Source organism: Rosistilla carotiformis (assembly GCF_007753095.1).
Classification (GTDB): Bacteria; Planctomycetota; Planctomycetia; order Pirellulales; family Pirellulaceae; genus Rosistilla; species Rosistilla carotiformis.
This window is the reverse complement of record NZ_CP036348.1, coordinates 5,213,539-5,231,079: the sequence shown is the minus strand read 5'-3', so window position 1 is coordinate 5,231,079 and position 17,541 is coordinate 5,213,539. Positions and strand designations below refer to the sequence as shown.

Genomic DNA, 17,541 nt, shown 5'->3' with positions numbered 1-17,541 from the left:
GGACATTGTAGTCGAATCACGCCGGCGTCGTCGCTCAACCGATGCTCGTCTTGGAAAGTTGTGGTGCCGCGGTTTGCGAAGCGGGCAACACCGCTTCGAAGGTCGATCCCTTGCCGGGCATGCTTTTCAGCCGCATCGTACCTCCAAACGACTGGACGATGTTTTTCACGATCGCCAGTCCCAGGCCGGTGCCACCATACTGTTGATCGCGAGCCTTCTCGACACGATAAAAGCGTTCAAAAACGCGTTCCTGATCTTCCAGCGGAATTCCCAGTCCGTCGTCGGCAACCGCGATAGAAACCAGTTCGTCTTCGGTTTGACAACTGACCGTGACGTGCCCCCCCTCGGGAGTGTATCGCAGTGCGTTACCGACCAGGTTGTTGGCGACGGTCAACAACGCCTCGCGCTCGGCCAAGATCGCTATCGATTCATCAAACGGTTGCAGCGTCAGTTCGATATTTTTCTGCGCCGCGACCGGTTGGTACGTCTCGCAACATTCTTGGATCACCGGCAATACGGGAACGTCGGTAGGTTCGGCGGGCTGGGAGCGATCTTGTGCCCGTGCCAGATGCATCATGTCGGCGATCAAACGTTCCAAGCGATCGGCTTGAGCGAGAATCTGGTTGACAAAGTGGGGTGCCATTTCGGTGTCGTCGATCGCACCCAATTGCAACGTTTCGGCGTAACCCTTGACCGCAGCCAACGGCGTTTTTAGTTCATGCGACACGTTGGCGATAAATTCCCGTCGCATCGCTTCGAGTTGTTTGAGATGCGTTTGGTCGTGGATCGTCAACAGCACACCGGGGCGCGATTGCGATGGCAACGTGCTCGCTTTGACCAACAATTGTCGCATGTCGCTCAATTGAATTTCCGCTTCGGCATCGTCGTTGGTCGCCAGCGTTTGGTTGACCACGGCGGTGACTTCGGGCACGCGGACGACTTCTAACAATTGGCGGCCAACCGCAGTTTCGCTGTTCAGTTTAAGAAAGTGGCAGGCGGCTTCGTTGACCAACAACACGCGACGCGTATCGTCGATCGCGATGATCCCTTCGACCATGTGCGCCAGAACCATAAAGCTGCGTCGCCGGTCGGCCTGCAGTTGTTCGATCTGTTGTTGGGTTGCTTCTTGCAGTCGATTGAGGTGGTGGACCACGGCGATCTGTTCGTCGCCGAGCCGGGGCGATCGGAGTCGCGAGGCGAGGTTCCCGTTGGCCAAATCGTTGACCCACCAAGATAGTTCAGCGTCGGCGTGAGAACGTCGCGCCTCGCGTTGGGCGAACCAAAAAGAAAGGCCCGCAGCGATCACGCCATACGCCATGACAAAGCGGAACACGAGGCGGCTGCGATATTCCATCGGCACCGAAGCGACCAGGATGATGCACAACGGCAAGCCGATCAGGCCCGCAGCCAAGAGTGCCATCAATAGCTTCCGCAGCATAAACACGTTTGCAATCCTATCGGCGACCTAGAGTCCAATGATTCAACCGACACTCGGACCGAATTCGAGCGGTGGGGGGAATCGACGCCTCGCTTCGAATGGGTTCGTCGTTGAATCCTGTTAGCCAATGTAGACAACCGCCGCCGTTTTCAACAATCGGGGCATCTGTTTGTCGCATTGAATAGACGGTCCATATATCGTCGCGGAAACACGGGGCGAGGTGTGTTAATTGTGTGTTAACTTTTGTCCGGCGCAACGGAAGCGAGGGGACTTCGGTCGACCGGTTGTTGCATGAACGTCCACAGCGCTTGCAGGGTTTTGCGGTGAGCTGGATTGACGTTTCGATTCCCATATACCACCACATTGTACATCTCCGCCGTCAGTGTGATGGTTTTGGATTGCGTTGGGAAACGGCGGGCTAATTGTTGCGTGAACTCGCTTGGTGTCAGCTGATCGGGACGTGGACAATCGTGTTCGCGGGCCCAAGCGTTCAATGCATTGAAGGAGATCACGACAGCGCGTTCCATTGAGACCGAAGCATCTTGCAACGGGTTTTGATAAGTCGAAAACGGTCGTGCCCGAACGGCCGGTGCGACCGCGGCGGAAGCCTGCGGCTGTGGGGCGGTTGGTTCGGTTCCACCCCAACCTCCCAGCAATTCTCGAAACCACTGGACGATCTCATCCCAATGTCGCATGCCATAGAAGGCGACGATTCCCGCCAAGACCGCGAAGATCACGAACCGCAGCAGGCCGGATAGCTTCGATAAAATGTCGGGCATCTTCCAGCCATCGTTCGGTGGTGGTGGAGGAGGTTCTGAAGGGGAGTTTCCCTGCTGGTCGCGAGTCTCGCCCGTATCGGATTCCGATTTTGGATCGCGCCCACCGGATGCTGGCTCCGAATCGTCGTCAGGCTCGGCGTCGGAGTCTGACTTCTCGCCACCCGACTTCTCACCGCCCGACTTCTCACCGCCCGACTTCTCGCCACCCGACTTCTCGCCACCTGACTTCTCGCCACCTGACTTCTCGCCACCTGACTTCTCGCCACCTGACTTCTCACCACCTGACTTCTCACCGCCTGACTTCTTACCGTCCGACTTCTCACCGCCCGACTTCTCACCGCCCGACTTCTCGCCACCCGACTTCTCGCCACCTGACTTCTCGCCACCTGACTTCTCACCACCTGACTTCTCACCGCCTGACTTCTTACCGTCCGACTTCTCACCGCCTGACTTCTCGCCAGCACTCCCCTGCTCCCCTTCTCCTCCTCTGGCATCGTCCGGCTTCCCCTTCTCGACTCCTTCGTCACCCCATCCTTGTCGGTTCGATTGAAGTCCCTCGGGCGAGCGGACCGAGGCGGGAAGTTCCAGAGATGCCAACAGCTTGCCAGGCATTGGCAGCAGGAAACACAACGTCAGCAGCCCTGCCACCAGAATCGCTCCGGCCACCAGCCAACGGACGCTGATTCCCGCAGGCATGTCGACGCCCCGCTGTCTCAAATACCGTCGCATTCCAAGAAAGCTGGTGGTGACCAACAGCAGCAGCGAACTGGCGAGATAAATGCCCAAACTGGTCAGCGCTGAATCGCGCGAAGCCGTATCGCTGGGGAGCAGCACTTGGCCCAGTCCATAAAGCGGGATCGCCGCGAAGGCCAGATACAGAATCCACATTCCCGGTCGATGGCCGCTCTTCGGTTTGCTGTGTCGCTGCGATTGGGGCGATTCGAGGGAGGTCTGGCCGCGCGCTGGCGGAAGGTCGGGTTGTTCGGTCGTCCCATCGAGCGAAACATCGGTATCCTGGATCGATGCATTACCAAACAATCCTCCCTGCATCAGTCCGGCACCACTGGCATCGGAATGTTCGTCGATCAGGGTGCAATCAATCGTGATTCGATCGGCCAGGTACCAGATCACCGCCAGCAACGCGACGACCATCAACACCCCTTCGCCGACGAAACGCATCGTCGATAGAAGCGTTGCGGCCCCCAAGGCCAATGCAAATGCAGTCGCGCGGCCGCGTCCCTGTTCGATCGCGATTCGCGCGATCCCGACTGCCGCGACGATAAATAGGAACAGGATGTAATTGATGCGGGCCAAAAATTCGCCGCGATACATGCACAGCGTAAGAAAGTAGACGAGGCTGGCGATCATCGTGACGATCAACAACGGGTTGAGCGCAATCACGATGTAATCGATCGTCGTCTTGTCGCGTCGTTGGACCATTCTTGACAATCACCTTTCCCCAATCGGACACCGCACGCTATTCGCGGAAAGCGGCCCGTTTCAATCGATCCATGATCGCGCGGCCGACTCCGTGAGGCGGGCATGTATCGGTCACGATCGCATCCAATGCCATCGAGTCCAGTTCACGCATCACCGCAAACAATCGCTGGCCGACTTCTTCGAGGTCCCCGGTAGGGCTGAGCACACGGACGACGGCAAATTTTTCTCGTTCATTGTCGGGAAGCGGCGCAAACGCGATCCGTCCGATTCGGCCCTGGAGAGTTGAAGCGGTCCGTTCCGCGAACCAAAGCGGCGTTTGAGGCGAATAATGTTGCAGCATCATTCCCGGGGCTTCCAAGACGACCGGCTGCTGGTCGACCGGCAAGAGTGCTTCGACCGGCACGTTCCAACGCGAAGCGAGCGTTTCCGCTGTGATCGCACCTGGACGCAGCAATCGCGGTCGCTCGCCCAAGGCGACGATCGTCGATTCCAATCCGACCGAACACGCTCCCCCATCCAGGACCATCGCCACCCGATCGCCCAGTCCATCGACCACATGTGCCGCCGTGGTGGGGCTGACATATTTCGATCGGTTGGCACTCGGCGCCGCCAGCGGCAAACCGCTGCGTCGCAGCAACTGTTGCATCACGGGATGACTGGGGATCCGCACGGCAACCGTCGATTGGCCGGCAGTGACTTCGGCGGGCAACCGATCCGAACGTGGCAACACGATCGTCAGAGGGCCCGGCCAAAGATCGACGATCGCATCGAACTGCCGCATCGTGATCGGATCAAGCGGCCAGCGAACCACCTGTTGCATCGCGTCGAGATCGGCCACATGGACGATCAATGGATTGTTGTCGGGGCGTCCTTTGGCGGCAAAGATCTTCCGCACCGCCGCTGCATCCAAAGCGTTGGCCGCCAATCCGTAAACGGTTTCGGTGGGCACGCCGATGAGTTCGCCAGCGGCTAAGAACCGGCATGCCGAATCGATCGCGTCGTCGGTCGGCGGCACGGAGCGAAATGTTTGTTGAGTGCTCATGAGAAGAACGCGTCGACCAATTGGGCATCCAGATCGTCATCGTCCTTTTCGTCTCGGTGAATTTGCGGGGCCGAGAATTCCGCCGGAAACGACTGGGACGCGACGTCCTCCTGGCCACTGAAATGTTCCCCTGACAACGAAAGGATGGACAATCGATTGATCACTCGCAACGCGTCGATTGGAGTCACGCGGCCATCGCGATTCGTGTCGTAAAATCGGCCAGGAAAGCTTGTCATTGTTGCGATCTCCGGCAATACGCGGGTCACCGGATCGATAAACATTTGTCTATTCAGTTCGTTGAGTATGTTTAATGCATCGAGAGGTTCGATGCTTCCCGATCCGTTGACGTCCAGAGGATCCGATGGATTGGTCCAGGTAGGTCCCCCCGTTATACCGATCGTTGCGTCGCCATCGACCAACTCTCTTTGCAGACCCTCTGGACCGATTTGCGTCGCGAGGATCTCCCACTTGCCCAATAAGGTCAACGTTTCGTGATCGCGAATCGACAGATCCAATCGAGCGGCATCGGGTGCTAACCGACCGAAGCCGTTCCGGTCGATGGTGATTCGACTGGCATCTTCGGTCGTGATCGATTCGATCCCAGAATAGAGATGTTCCTCCCCCGACAGATCGATCGTCTGGTCGAAGTTCGTCGTCGTCAGCGCATCGTGACCACCGCCGGCCTGAATCGTAAAGTTTGCACCCTCAGGCAGGATCGGCGACAAATTTCCCAAGCGGATATGGCTGTCTCCGTCGCCATGCTTTACGGTCACCGAAGCTCCCGCCGCGGCACGGAACATCGTCACGCCATCCTGTTGCGCCAACAGTTGGTTCTCGGGCGTTGCCCCAAGATCGATACTTTGGCCGTCCAGCGCTACGACGATAGGGCTTCCTGCGTCGACAATCGAAACACCATCAAAACGATCTCCATCGGCCCACGTGCGGTCGCCGTCGGACGAGATCGTATAGGCGAAATCGATTTCTCCCGACGTCGTTCCCGCTGGGATCGCAAACGGCACGATGGCAGTCTGGTTGGAAACCGGAGCATCGCTAACAATATGTTCTCCCGGGTCGTTGAAGCTCCCGTTGCGATTGAAGTCAGCCCAGATGTCGACGAGTCCCGTCGTTTCGGTTTGGATCGTCAGGTTCGAGACGTTTTCAAAATCGGCGTCGGCAACCAGGCTGCTGGAAAAACTTAACTGCATCGGTTCAGGCAGCTTGGAAATTTCAATCTCAACGCGTCCATAATCGATTTCCTCGACGGCGACGGGAACGCTTGTATCGACCATCAACAATTCGTGGCCAATCCCTTCGGGAGCATCGCCGACAGCCGTAAAAAGCCCCGGCGCGATCGCTTGCATCCGGATGGTCGCCAGCAAGGCGTTACGAATATTGAAGACGTCTGCCACGGCACCGAGTTCGTCGACCAAGTTGCCGCTGATCGATCCGTCGGTCGAGTAATTAAACGTCGGTCCAAATTCGATCGCATCGCCACCGACAGGAACCGCGACCGAGGAATCAAAAATCAAATCGAGATAGGCGGAGAAAACATGACGTGAACTGAACACGCGATTGTCAGCGACGTGGACGGTCAGCAGGAACTCGTCTCCCACAACAAGATTGTCGATCGGATCTCCTGCGATGTCCGAAATGCCCAAATAGAAGATCGCCTGCGGTGTGCCCGCGACCTCAATCGACAACGACTCATCAAACGTGTTCCCTGCCAGGTCGGTATAACGGATGTCGACCGATTGGGGTCCAACATCGGCGGTGCTAGGCGTCCATTGGATGCGACCGGTCGTTGGATCGAGACTCATTCCTGTCGGCGCTGCGATCAGGCTGTAAGCCAAACCATTCCCTTCTTCATCATGATCGATGTCCAGCACAAACGGTCGAGTCGCCAATGCTCCATTGTTGGTCGACAGATTGGATTGCGAAGGAACGCTACGATCCAGAGTGATCATCAACGGAGTTTCGAGCGTCGTGACGACCTGCGCAAACGTTTGACGCGCTTGCAACGCCAGTTCGCCGTCGGCACGTCCCGAGAGGTCAACATTTGCAAATGAAACGGTTGCTCCGGCGGCAACGGAACTGGCCAGTACGTCCTCACCGATCATCAGATCGACGGTTGCCCCCAGTTCGGTCCCCGTGACGGTGAACGATGGCGAGGAGGCGGATGTCACGTTGTCGGTGTTGCTGGTACCCGTGTCGCTGGCCACGTCCAATTGCAGGCTCTGCAAACTTGGGGGCAGCACCGTCACTCGGATCAGTTGCAGATCGAAAGCGGTCGAATGGGGACTGGTCGTTGGGTCGCCAATCGCCTTAACGCCCACCTGCACCTCAAACGTACCGACAAAATCCGCCGGCGGCGTCACGGTGACCTCACCCGTCAATGGGTTCATTGAAGTCGTGTAACCAACCGTCCCGACGTTGAAAACGGCGTAGGTAACTGGGTCCGCTTCGACATCGGTGCTGGACAAGGGAATCGTTGCTGGCTGCCCGGCGACGGTCACGACGTCGCTCAATTCGTCCAAAAACGGTTTGCTATTGGCACTCGATTGGTTGTCTTCGGTAACCATCACCGAAATCACCTGCGACGTTTGATTGCCGTCGCTGTCGGTGACCGTGATCGTGACATCTACCGGCCCGGTGCCGCTTCCGGTCGGCTTGAGCATGATCACCGAGTTTTCGTCGTCGGTGAAGATCGACGCGGTTTCGATCGTGATCTGGCCAAAGGCATTTGCAAACGCTGTCGTCAGACTGTCGCTGCTGTCGGTCGGCAACTCGCTGATCGCTTCGCGGACCGATTCCCCTTCAACCAACTGACCAAAGATCGAGTGATTGAAGTCGAGGTGTCGCGAGTCCCCTTCGGTGATAAAGAACTGCGAATCGTTGGTGTCGTCGAACGTCTTCGCATACGACAGGACCCCTGTCGCGTTGTGCTGTAGATCCTCATGGAACTGATCGTCGAAAGCGCCCAGGCTCGAGCCTCCCGCTCCTGTCCCCGTGGGATCCCCCGCCTGCAAGACAAAATCGTCCACGATGCGATGGAACGTAACCCCATCGTAAAAACCGGCCTCGGCCAATTCGATGATCCGAGCCGTCGGCCGCTCGGCCCGCTGTTCGTACAATTCAAAGACCATATCGCCGTAATTGGCGATCTTCAGTCGCAAGCTGCGATTGCCGCTAATCACCGACGCCTCCAACAGGCTCGGGGCCGAACTGGTCACCGTCACGGTCAACGGTTGCCCATCGGGATCGTAAGCGTCGATCGGGAGATGTAGCGGAGATCCCATGCCGACGCTTTGGTTGTCGACGGGAACAAAGCTTGGGGTTTCTCCCTGCGGAATCGCAATCCCACTGCGTTGGGAAATCTCGGCCAGCGACAGAACGCCTTCGACCTCGGTTCCGCCTTGGAATCGCCAAGTTGGGAAACTGGAGATCCCTTCGGCCGTACCGGTCGCGTTGAGCGAATGGTCGGGATGGGTGACTTCGACAAACGGCAGGTAGTTCTGGCCGTCTTCGAACAGTTCCTTCTGGTCGGTGCAGATCGGACACCAGGCCGCTCCGAAGAAGACAACTCCACCATCACGGAGCGCTTTGGCAAAAGCGACCAAGTCGGGAGCTGCTTCCCCTTCGGCGCTGGTTTCGGAATGTAGCGGCTGGCCGACGAGTTGGTTGTCGTGCAGTGACGTTTCCAATTCAAGGGGCGCCAGATCGACGGCCAGCAGTTGCCGTTGTGTCAAGCTTTCGATCAGCAAACGCCGGTTTCGCCGCCGCCCGGAGGCACTTGTTCGATTGGATCGGGTCTTCATAAACAAGCTACGCCGCCACGAAAGGATGTTTTTGAATGGGAGGTGAGGTGGGAAATGGTTCGCGCAACCGCCCTTCGTCGAGGCTGCGGAGGTTGGTCTATTCTAGGCAAGGCGGGGGAGATCGTAAAATGCCTAACAAAGAATTCGTTGTGAAACTTGGTGGGCATTTAGGGCGTTTTGCTCGGAAAAGCTTCGCTCGATCCAGCCGATTTACCAGCTGAGTAGGAAGACGCCCGCCAGCAGCCCGCCGATGCAAACCGCTTTGGCACGCCAATTGACTTCACCAAACATCAAGATCCCGGCGGCAAACGCGATCAAGATCGAGGATCGGCGCAGCGGGGAGATTACCGAAATCAAAGCGTCCGGCTGAGCGATCGCGGTGAAATACAAGAAGTCGGCGATCAGCAGACCGATCGCGATCGCGGGGATCTGCCACCGCCAAAGGAATGGCGTTTTCGTTCGCTCCCGAAACCACCAATACAGGCACAACGGCGTCATCACGGCGACCAAGTAGATCGAAAACCAAGCCTGTACCGTCGACGGATCGAATCCGGCGCGCTGCAGCAGATATTTGTCGTACAACGCGCTCAACGCACCCAACAGCGTCGCCACGATCATGCATCCGACCCAGCGATTGCGATCGAAGCGGATCCCTTCGCGAAGGCCGACGAAGGAGAAGGCGTAAAAGGCGGCCAACACGATCGCCACGCCAATCCACTGCTGCACGCTGGGCCTTTCGCCCATCCACAGCGTGGCGATCGCAATCGTCCACAACGGGCTGGTCGCTCGGATCGGCGATGCGATCGACAGCGGCAGATGCTTCAGCGCAAAGAAGGCAAAGATCCATGACGTGCCGGCCAACACCGCTTTGCAGAACAGGTACAGATGTTCGCGCAGATCAAGCGTCGTCACGCGAAACGATTCGCTGGGGATCGCGTCGGGAGCGACTTGCGACAAGACGATCCAAGGGAGCCACAAGATCGCGGCGGTCGATGTGCTGAGCATCAGGACCGGCGGGACGGCATTGCCGCGAACCGCCGATTTTTTGGCGATCTCGTAGAGTCCCAAGAAGAGGGCCGACAGAATGCTTAACCAAATCCAAGACATCGACTTATCGGCTCTCTTCTCGCGCGTCGCGATCAAAGTCGCCGCTTTTCCCGCCCGACTTGTGCATCAGTTTTAATCCGTCGATCTCGATCGCGCGGTCGATCGATTTGCACATGTCGTAAACGGTCAACGCCGCCACGCTGCAGGCGGTCAAGGCTTCCATTTCAACCCCGGTTCGCGCTGTCGTTTTCACCGTCGATCGACAGACGAGCGTCGCCGAATCTTCAAACTGGAAATCGACAGCGACCGCTTCGATCGGAATCGCATGACACAGAGGGATCAGCGTCGACGTCAGTTTGCTGCCGCTGATCGCGGCCAACCGCGCGACAGCCAACACGTCCCCCTTTTTCAAACTTCGCTCGCGAACCTGTTGCAGCGTTTCGGGCTGCATCCGCACGCGGACCTCCGCGACAGCGGTCCGAACCGTGATCGCTTTGTCGGTGATGTCGACCATCCGCGCGTTCCCCGCGTCGTCAAAGTGGCTGCTCGATGGTGACATGGGCGGATCGTGTGCGTTAGCGATTGGAGCGTTAGACGATCGCCGTCGATCGTCGACGTTCAATCTACTGCAACGATGCGATCTTCTGAAAGGAGTCCTTCAAGGCGACGTAGAGATCCTGATAGATGGGGAACAGGGCGTCCATCGCCGACGCCGCTTTGCGATCGACCTTGGTCTGCTCCTTCACCTGGATCGTCGCTTTGCAAGCTTCACCGATCGAATCGTAAGCCCCATCGCCCACCGCGGCCAACAGCGCGACGCCGTACGCCGGCCCTTGTTCTGCGTTGAGCGTGACGACGTTCTGGCCAAAGATGTCCGCCTGCATCTGTTTCCACAGCGGATTCTTCGACCCGCCGCCGCTGACTCGGATCTGATCGACCGGAACGTTCAGCGAGCGGATGATTTCGAGACTGTCTCGCATCGCAAAGACGACGCCTTCCATGACCGCTCGCGTCATGTGAGCTCGCGTGTGGGTGAGGTTCAAACCGACGAAGGCGCCCCGCGCCGAAGGATCGGCGTGCGGCGTTCGCTCGCCGTTCAGATAAGGCAAGAAACTCAAGCCGCCGCTCCCCGCAGCGATCTCCGCCGCTTCGGCCGTTGCCGCTTCGTAGCGTTTCCCTTTCGGGATTCCCGCCAGTCCTTGGACGACGTTGTCGATCCACCATTGCAGCGATCCGCCGCTGGTCAGATTCACGCCCATCATGTGCCATTGGCCATGGACGGCGTGGCAGAAGGTGTGCAGTCGTCCTTCGGCATCGTATTCGGGTTGGTCGCTGTGAACGAACATCACGCCGGAGGTTCCGATCGACGTGCTCAAGACGCCACGCTCGACGACCCCGTTGCCGATCGCTCCGGCGGCGCAGTCCCCCGCTCCGGCGACCACTTTGCAATCGGTGCTCAGTCCCAATTCCTTGGCGACCGCCGCCGTCAGTTGTCCGGTGACCTGTTCGGATTCAAAAACCGGGGGCAGCAGATCGGGATCGAGTTCCAGTTTGGAGAGCAGCTTTTTGCTCCATTGGCGTTTCACAACGTCCAACAACAACGTGCCGCTCGCATCGCTCATGTCGCCAGCGAATTCGCCGGTCAAGCGTCGGCGGATCTCGTCCTTGGGCAACAGCACCTTGCGGACCTTGTCGAATTTCCGCGGTTCGTTATTTCGCAGCCACAAGATCTTCGGTGCCGTGAAGCCGGTCAGGGCGGGATTGGCGACCATCTTGATAAGCGCCTTGCGGCCGCCGGCACGCTGAGTGATCTCATCGCATTCGGCGACGGTCCGTTGATCGTTCCACAGCAGCGCCGGCCGGACGACTTTGTTTTTCGCATCCAAGAAGACCGATCCGTGCATCTGGCCACTCAGCCCGATCGCGCGCACGTCGGCCGGTTTCGCCTTCGCTTTGCGAACGACTTGGCGAACCGTCGCCACGGTCGCCTGCCACCAATCCTCGGGATCCTGTTCGGTCCAGCCCGGCTTGGGCTGATGCATCGGGTATTCGGCGACCGCTTCGGCCAATACCTTCCCCGTCGCATCGATCAACAAAGATTTCGTTCCGCTGGTGCCGACATCGATCCCGAGATAATAAGCCATCACATTGTCCCGCTGTGGGTGAGGAAAGGTTGCCTGGGGTTCCCGTAATGCCCGATCGACGGCAGTGAACCGAGCGATACTATAATGCGTAGCTTTGGTACGTTGTACCTGCCACGACAGGTTGCCGTTTTCCCGTGCGACAGGCCCGCTGGGGTCGCGTCGCGTTGAACGTTTCGTTTGCGAACCCCAAGATCCGTCCTCATGCGATTCCTTTGCTCCGTTTTGTGCCTGCTGCCGATCCTGTTGTTGTGGGGATGTAAAACCGAGACGACGACGGTGGAATCGGACGGTCCGCCGCAGGCGTCGTCCACCGTTCCGCTGCGCGTGGCCGTTTACGAATCCGAAGCGTTTGCCAAGCGAATCGAAACCGGTTGGAAGGGCGTTTCGGAACAACCGCTGCAGGCGACGGTTGTTGGTGACCAGACGCTGTCGGATGTCGCGGCCAACAATGATCTCATCGTGATGCCGGCGCGGCTGTTGGGCCAGGCGGTGAAAGAGGGATTGATCACCGCGTTGCCTGAAAAGTTTCTGGCAGATGAGTCGCTTGCGTTTCAAAGTTTTCTGCCTCAGTTGCGGGAAACGCAAACGCGTTGGGGGGACGCTGTGTTTGGATTGTCGCTCGGGTCGCCGGTGGCCATGACGCTGGTTCGCGATGAAGTCGGCGCGTTCGATGGCGACCAGACGCTGACCTATGAGCAGTACGGATCGCTTGTCGAATCGCTAGGTACCGAGAGTCCTCAGGCGGCCGAGGCGTTAGCGGACGGAGGCGCGGCGATTGCGTTTCTGCGTCGCGCCGCAGCGGCAGCGGTGACGCCCTGGTTGTTTGAAGGGGACCGCTTTGAACCGGTGATCGATCAACCCCCGTATGTCCGCGCGTTACAGCAATTGGTCTCCGCTAGGCAGCACTATCCTAAAGAACTTTTGACGGTCGAAGAGGTTTGGCAACGCATCGTCGCTGGCGATTTGAAGCTGGCGATCGGTTGGCCCGTGGAGACGGCCGAAGGGGCTGATGACGCATCGGTGCGCATCTTCGACGCGCCGGTCGCTGCGGAGGTCTACTTGAACAAATGGCTCAGCAACGATGGATCGATCCCTTCGCGGTCGTTTCTGTCGGGCTCGGGGCTGATCGTCGCGGTCTCATCAGCGTGCCGTCAAACGACCGCGTCGCGAAACCTCGCAACCTGGATGACGACCGAAGGTCATGCAGCCCTGCGGCGTACCAGTGTCCATGTGGCGGTCGCTCGCGATGATCTGGCGACATCGGAAATGGCCACGATGCAATCCGCTGCCGTCGTGCAATACGACCGGCTTGCGCAATCGAGTCTTTCGCGTACCCTCGCGCATCCCCCGCTGCGGATTCCCCACGCCGATGAATATCTTGCCGCATTGAACACCGCGATTTTGAAAGCGCTCGACGGATCGATGACCGCCGAAGCAGCGCTCGCGGAAGCGAAGGCCGCGTGGCAGCAGATCAGCGATTCGGCGGATGTCAAAAATCAAAGGAATGCTTGGAACCAAGCCCGTGGTTTATAGATCGCGATGCGATGCGACGGGCTGGAGGTGCACGACCCGGGCATGACGAACGGATGTGACCAAAGCCAGGAGGCTGCGACGCGCGGACCTGGAAGATGGAGCGGTTGAGCCGCAGAGTGCGCTTTGCCGAAGGTTCGTGGCGAGTCGTTTCAAGAGCTGCTTTTGGAGCGCACGGTGCCCGCAAATGCCCCCTAAACTTCCTAGCTTCTGTGGCGGGGAATTTGCCATTGGCTTTTTCCGTCTGAGCCCGAACGCCCATAGTGGGCGAGCACGTTTCTCGGTAGGATTAATCGTTACATTGCTGTTTGTCGGCAAGCTGAAGGGCTGCGAAATCGCAAGCTCTTGAGTTTGGCAGGTGGGAAAGACTGCAAGTCGCAATGGATTCGAATTTGCCAATAACACGCATGCCCCCTAAACTCTCATGCAACTACCTCGATCTTCTGGCATCCTGCTGCACATCACTAGTTTGGACAATGAATTTGGGATTGGGGATCTCGGTGAAGGGGCGTATCGCTTCATCGATTTCCTGCAACGGTCGGGGCAGACGCTCTGGCAACTGCTGCCGCTAGGCCCCTCGGCGGCGGAGAATTCTCCTTACAGTTGTTACTCCGCCTTTGCCGCCAATCCGCTGTTGATCAGCCCGACTGATTTGCAGCGCCGCGGGCTGCTGACGACTGCCGAAGTCGAATCCCTGCATGCGGCCGCGGGCCCTGTCGATTATGGCACCGTCAACAAGCAACGCTTCGAAATGCTGCGGACTTCGTTCGAACGCTTTAAGTCTCCGGTGGGAGATCCGTTGCGTGAAGGCTTCGCGACCTTCTGTGCACTGAACCAGACTTGGTTGGTCGATTTTGCCCGCTACAAAGCGTTGACCGATCATTTTGGAATCGGCGATTGGAGCCAATGGCCCGACCGCGATCTGGTCGCGCGGCGGGATGCGGCGCTCGAGCATTGGGATCGGGAATTGGCCGAGCCGATTGAATTTGCGAAGTACCTGCAGTTCCTGTTCATGCTGCAGTGGCAGGCTTTGAAAAGTTATGCGGGCGAACATGGCGTTCGTATCTTTGGCGACATGCCGATTTTTGTTGCCTACGACAGCGCCGATGTCTGGGCCCACCAGGATCTGTTTTATTTGGATGAAGCCGGCAAACGCAGTGTGGTCGCCGGGGTGCCGCCAGATTATTTTTCGGCGACAGGGCAGCTATGGGGAAATCCATTGTATCGTTGGGACGCGATGCAGGAGCGCGGTTACGAGTGGTGGATCGATCGCCTGCAATCGGCGTTCTGTTACTTCGATCTGCTGCGGATCGATCACTTCCGGGCCTTCGAAGCCTATTGGGAAATCCCGGCCGATGCCGAAACGGCGGTCGATGGAGTTTGGGTACCGGGCCCGATGGACGGACCGTTTCGCGCGGCCCGCGCCGCTTTGGGGCCGCTGCCGATTATCGCTGAAGACTTGGGGCTGATCACCGATGAAGTCCATCATCTGCGCGACCAGCTGGAGTTTCCTGGGATGCGTGTCTTGCAGTTTGGCTTCGACAGCTACGATGATCCCTACCATCGGCCGGTCTCTTATCCGCAGCAAAGCGTTGCGTACACCGGAACCCACGACAACGATACCGTCTTGGGGTGGTTCCAGCAGCGTCGCCAAGAGCGGCACGAGGATCCGCTGTTGGACGAAGTGATCGACCTCAACGATCCGTTACCTCATCGCGCGCTAATCTACGTCGTGCTGGCATCGAAATCGGATACGGCGATCGTTCCGATGCAGGATGTCTTGGGCTTAGGCAGCGAAGCGCGGATGAACGTCCCAGGTGAAGCGGCTGGCAATTGGACGTGGCGTTGTCCACCCAATGGGTTGAATGAAGATGTCAGCGGTTGGTTGCGTCACATGACCGAAGTGACAGGGCGAATCTAGATCGTTCGCGCGCACCGCATCCGCTCGCTAGTTGGCGGCGGTGTGCCGCGGCAGCACGCCGCGGGTGGCGGCAAGCTGTTCGATCGCGTCGACACTTTGCCCAACCGTGTTCGAGGTCGTCATGCGGTCACGAAGTTCGTGGCATCGTGCCCGGATCGAATCGTCATTCAATAGGTCGGCCAGTTGCTGAGTCAGCCTTCGGCGCGATAGCTTGCGATGCAGCAGCGATCGCCCGCATCCGAGTCGTTCGACGCGGCGGGCGTTGTCGAACTGGTCGAAGGCCATCGGCACGATCAGCTGAGGCGTTCCCGCGGCGAGGGCTTGGGATGTCGTTCCAATGCCACCGTGATGGACGATCGCGCGGCAATGTGGCAGCAGGGCTCGGAAGGGGAGATACGATTGGTGTACGACGTTTTCCGGCAGCCGATCGGGTAGCTGTTGAGGGAATTCCGTCAGCAGGATCGCCGGAATGTTGAGCGTCTGGCATGCGTCGGTGGCGATCTGAAAATACTCGGATGCCTGGCGGTTCGCCGTTCCCGGTGCAAAGATCACCGGCGGCTGTGCGTGCTGTTCACGAATCGCTTCGGCCGCGGCGACGTTTGCCGACGCCATTTCTCCGGCGGCGTCTTCCAGTGGGAAACCGGTGCATTGCAATTGGGACGGCCAGTGGTCGGGGTGCGACGCAAACCAATCGGGAAACAATCCCAACACGAGATCGGGCGAAAGATACCAGGACTTCAAGACGCGCTGGATCGGCGGCAGTCCGACTTGGCGTCGGAAACGATTCACGGGGCGGCCGAGCCATTTGCGGATGAACACCCAATCGGCGGCGAGGTAAGACGCTTCGACAAGCCAGGCGGGACGGCTGATCTCAAGCGGCCAATCCGTTAGTTTCGCTGGATCGTGCGGTGTGCGAATCGCCATCGGGGCCAAGACGGTGCCGATCAATGGCACCTCGGGGTGTAGGTCGCGATAGATCCGCGATGCCATGTCCAACGGATGGGTGACAAGGATCGTATTGCCTGGTTCGACGCGGTGTTGCAGGAGATCAAAGGTCGGCTGCAAGAGCATCGTCGCCGTTTCGCCGAGCACGACACGCAGTCCTTGGACCGGCTGCCAGAGTCCTGGTTTGGCGATGAACGCATCGAATTCCTCTTGCGAGACAAGCGATTGCGAATCGAAGCCTGCCGCTTCGGCCAAGGCTTGGTACGGCGCGCTGGTTAGGAACAGGATCCGCCACCCGCGGCGGTGCAGTTCGCGGGCCAGTGCTAACATTGGGTTGACGTCGCCCCGGCTGCCGAATGCAGACACGATCGCCAGCGGTTGTTTTGAAGCGGCGTCGGTCATGCTTCCCTTGAGCGGTGCGGTTTCGAAGCCGCCACGCAGTGCGTTTCAGAATGGTTGCCGAAGATCAAGCTTCCGGAGTCGGGGCGGGCGGTTCGTAATTGAACTCCTGCCACTTGACCGCTTTGTCCATCGGTTCGATCCGCATCACCAGTTCGCCGTTTTGATACAAGCGAACCGTTCCGGTCGACTGGCTGACCACGACGGCGACAGCTTTGGTTTTGGCGGAGATGGCCGCCGCGGCCCAGTGCCTCGCACCGAGTCCCTTGGACATCGTCAGGTCTTGATGAGCGACTTCCAGCATCTGTCGCGAGCGTTCGATGTTGCCGTCGGAGTTGACGACAAAAGCACCGTCCATCTGAGCGATCTCTTTGACGTCCTCTTGGACGCGGCGATCGTACAGATTGCGGGCTTTGCGATTGGCACCGCGAAACGGATCCAAGCCGCCATCGTTGCAGTGCTCCATCACGCGGCGGGAGTGTCCGACGACAAACAGCGTTCCAACCGCTTTGCCCTCACGTCCCTCGCGCCCGATTTGAACCGCGAGATCGACAACCGCCTTGATCGTCTTCAACGGGACGCTACTTTCGAGCCGCTGCAGATCGCGAACGGTCAGCCGTCGCATCCGTTCATCCAGTTGCAAATGGCTGATCGAATCCATCCGTCCCTGTTGGAAACCGCTGTAAATCGCGATCACATCGCCGTTGGTGCGGATCAATTCGTCGGTCGCCGCTTCCAGCAAAGCATGCTGCAGGCGTTCCAGCAGCGGCGCCTTCTCTTTGTTCAAGACCAGCGGGATCAGGTTAAATTCGCTGGCCCCTTCCAGGTCTTCCGCGGTGTCGGCGGCAACCAGAATTGGTGTTTTGGTTTCTTTGGTTTCCGAACGCAACCGTTTCCAGTCGGTCGATCCATCCAGCAGAATTAAGATCGCATCGGCCGACAAAACCTCGGCCATGTTAACGGCTACGCCAAGCACGGCGCCGGAGTGTTTCGTGAACCGTTGGGTTGCCATGCTTTGGCGTTCCGAGAGATGCGAGCGTC

At 58.6% G+C, this 17,541-nt stretch carries 11 protein-coding genes; 2 read left to right on the top strand and 9 right to left on the bottom strand.

Translation table 11 applies throughout. The annotated features are described in order from the left end of the window. Positions 1-34: 34 nt before the first annotated feature. The 7 genes from Poly24_RS18900 to xylB form a co-directional block, all read right to left on the bottom strand. Positions 35-1,420, bottom strand: a complete 1,386-nt coding sequence (locus Poly24_RS18900; protein ID WP_197452016.1) for a sensor histidine kinase — start codon at positions 1,418-1,420, stop codon at positions 35-37. Positions 1,421-1,674: 254 nt separating this feature from the next. Further along, positions 1,675-3,657, bottom strand: a complete 1,983-nt coding sequence (locus tag Poly24_RS18895) for a DUF4129 domain-containing protein (RefSeq protein ID WP_145099066.1) — start codon at positions 3,655-3,657, stop codon at positions 1,675-1,677. Between the two features lie 37 nt (positions 3,658-3,694). Then, positions 3,695-4,699, bottom strand: coding sequence for an L-threonylcarbamoyladenylate synthase (locus Poly24_RS18890; RefSeq protein WP_145099063.1), 1,005 nt, complete (start codon positions 4,697-4,699; stop codon positions 3,695-3,697). After that, on the bottom strand, positions 4,696-8,460 hold the full coding sequence (locus Poly24_RS18885) for a peptidylprolyl isomerase (protein ID WP_231753225.1): 3,765 nt from the start codon (positions 8,458-8,460) through the stop codon (positions 4,696-4,698). Before Poly24_RS18885 ends, Poly24_RS18890 begins: the two co-directional genes overlap by 4 nt. Before the next feature lie 264 nt (positions 8,461-8,724). Continuing rightward, positions 8,725-9,621 carry a DMT family transporter gene (locus tag Poly24_RS18880; RefSeq protein ID WP_145099057.1) on the bottom strand — a complete coding sequence of 299 codons (897 nt, stop codon included), beginning with the start codon at positions 9,619-9,621 and terminating at the stop codon, positions 8,725-8,727. A 4-nt stretch (positions 9,622-9,625) separates the two neighbouring features. After that, a complete protein-coding gene (gene moaC, locus Poly24_RS18875; protein ID WP_145099054.1) occupies positions 9,626-10,120 on the bottom strand; it encodes a cyclic pyranopterin monophosphate synthase MoaC in 495 nt (164 codons plus the stop codon). Between the two features lie 64 nt (positions 10,121-10,184). Then, positions 10,185-11,705, bottom strand: a complete 1,521-nt coding sequence (xylB, locus tag Poly24_RS18870; RefSeq protein WP_145099051.1) for a xylulokinase — start codon at positions 11,703-11,705, stop codon at positions 10,185-10,187. Positions 11,706-11,906: 201 nt separating this feature from the next. On the opposite strand from xylB, the gene Poly24_RS18865 reads away from it, so the two are divergent. Together Poly24_RS18865 and malQ are read left to right on the top strand one after the other, a co-directional pair. After that, complete coding sequence (locus Poly24_RS18865) at positions 11,907-13,238, top strand: hypothetical protein (protein ID WP_145099048.1); 1,332 nt, start codon at positions 11,907-11,909, stop codon at positions 13,236-13,238. A 421-nt stretch (positions 13,239-13,659) separates the two neighbouring features. Beyond that, complete coding sequence (gene malQ / locus Poly24_RS18860) at positions 13,660-15,156, top strand: 4-alpha-glucanotransferase (RefSeq protein WP_145099045.1); 1,497 nt, start codon at positions 13,660-13,662, stop codon at positions 15,154-15,156. Positions 15,157-15,183: 27 nt separating this feature from the next. On the opposite strand, the gene Poly24_RS18855 is transcribed toward malQ, so the two are convergent. Both Poly24_RS18855 and Poly24_RS18850 read right to left on the bottom strand, forming a co-directional pair. Then, on the bottom strand, positions 15,184-16,503 hold the full coding sequence (locus Poly24_RS18855) for a glycosyltransferase (protein ID WP_145099042.1): 1,320 nt from the start codon (positions 16,501-16,503) through the stop codon (positions 15,184-15,186). A gap of 64 nt (positions 16,504-16,567) precedes the next feature. After that, positions 16,568-17,512: a DNA integrity scanning protein DisA nucleotide-binding domain protein gene (locus Poly24_RS18850; RefSeq protein ID WP_145099039.1), complete on the bottom strand. Its 945-nt coding sequence runs from the start codon at positions 17,510-17,512 to the stop codon at positions 16,568-16,570. Positions 17,513-17,541 lie beyond the last annotated feature (29 nt).

Excerpts from the sequence above, each read along its gene's own strand:
- Poly24_RS18900 (WP_197452016.1), bottom strand. The coding sequence starts at position 1,420 with ATGGCACTCTTGGCTGCGGGCCTGATCGGCTTGCCGTTGTGCATCATC.
- Poly24_RS18895 (WP_145099066.1), bottom strand. The coding sequence starts at position 3,657 with ATGGTCCAACGACGCGACAAGACGACGATCGATTACATCGTGATTGCG.
- Poly24_RS18890 (WP_145099063.1), bottom strand. The coding sequence starts at position 4,699 with ATGAGCACTCAACAAACATTTCGCTCCGTGCCGCCGACCGACGACGCG.
- Poly24_RS18880 (WP_145099057.1), bottom strand. The coding sequence starts at position 9,621 with ATGTCTTGGATTTGGTTAAGCATTCTGTCGGCCCTCTTCTTGGGACTC.
- moaC (WP_145099054.1), bottom strand. The coding sequence starts at position 10,120 with ATGTCACCATCGAGCAGCCACTTTGACGACGCGGGGAACGCGCGGATG.
- xylB (WP_145099051.1), bottom strand. The coding sequence starts at position 11,705 with ATGGCTTATTATCTCGGGATCGATGTCGGCACCAGCGGAACGAAATCT.
- Poly24_RS18865 (WP_145099048.1), top strand. The coding sequence starts at position 11,907 with ATGCGATTCCTTTGCTCCGTTTTGTGCCTGCTGCCGATCCTGTTGTTG.
- malQ (WP_145099045.1), top strand. The coding sequence starts at position 13,660 with ATGCAACTACCTCGATCTTCTGGCATCCTGCTGCACATCACTAGTTTG.
- Poly24_RS18855 (WP_145099042.1), bottom strand. The coding sequence starts at position 16,503 with ATGACCGACGCCGCTTCAAAACAACCGCTGGCGATCGTGTCTGCATTC.
- Poly24_RS18850 (WP_145099039.1), bottom strand. The coding sequence starts at position 17,512 with ATGGCAACCCAACGGTTCACGAAACACTCCGGCGCCGTGCTTGGCGTA.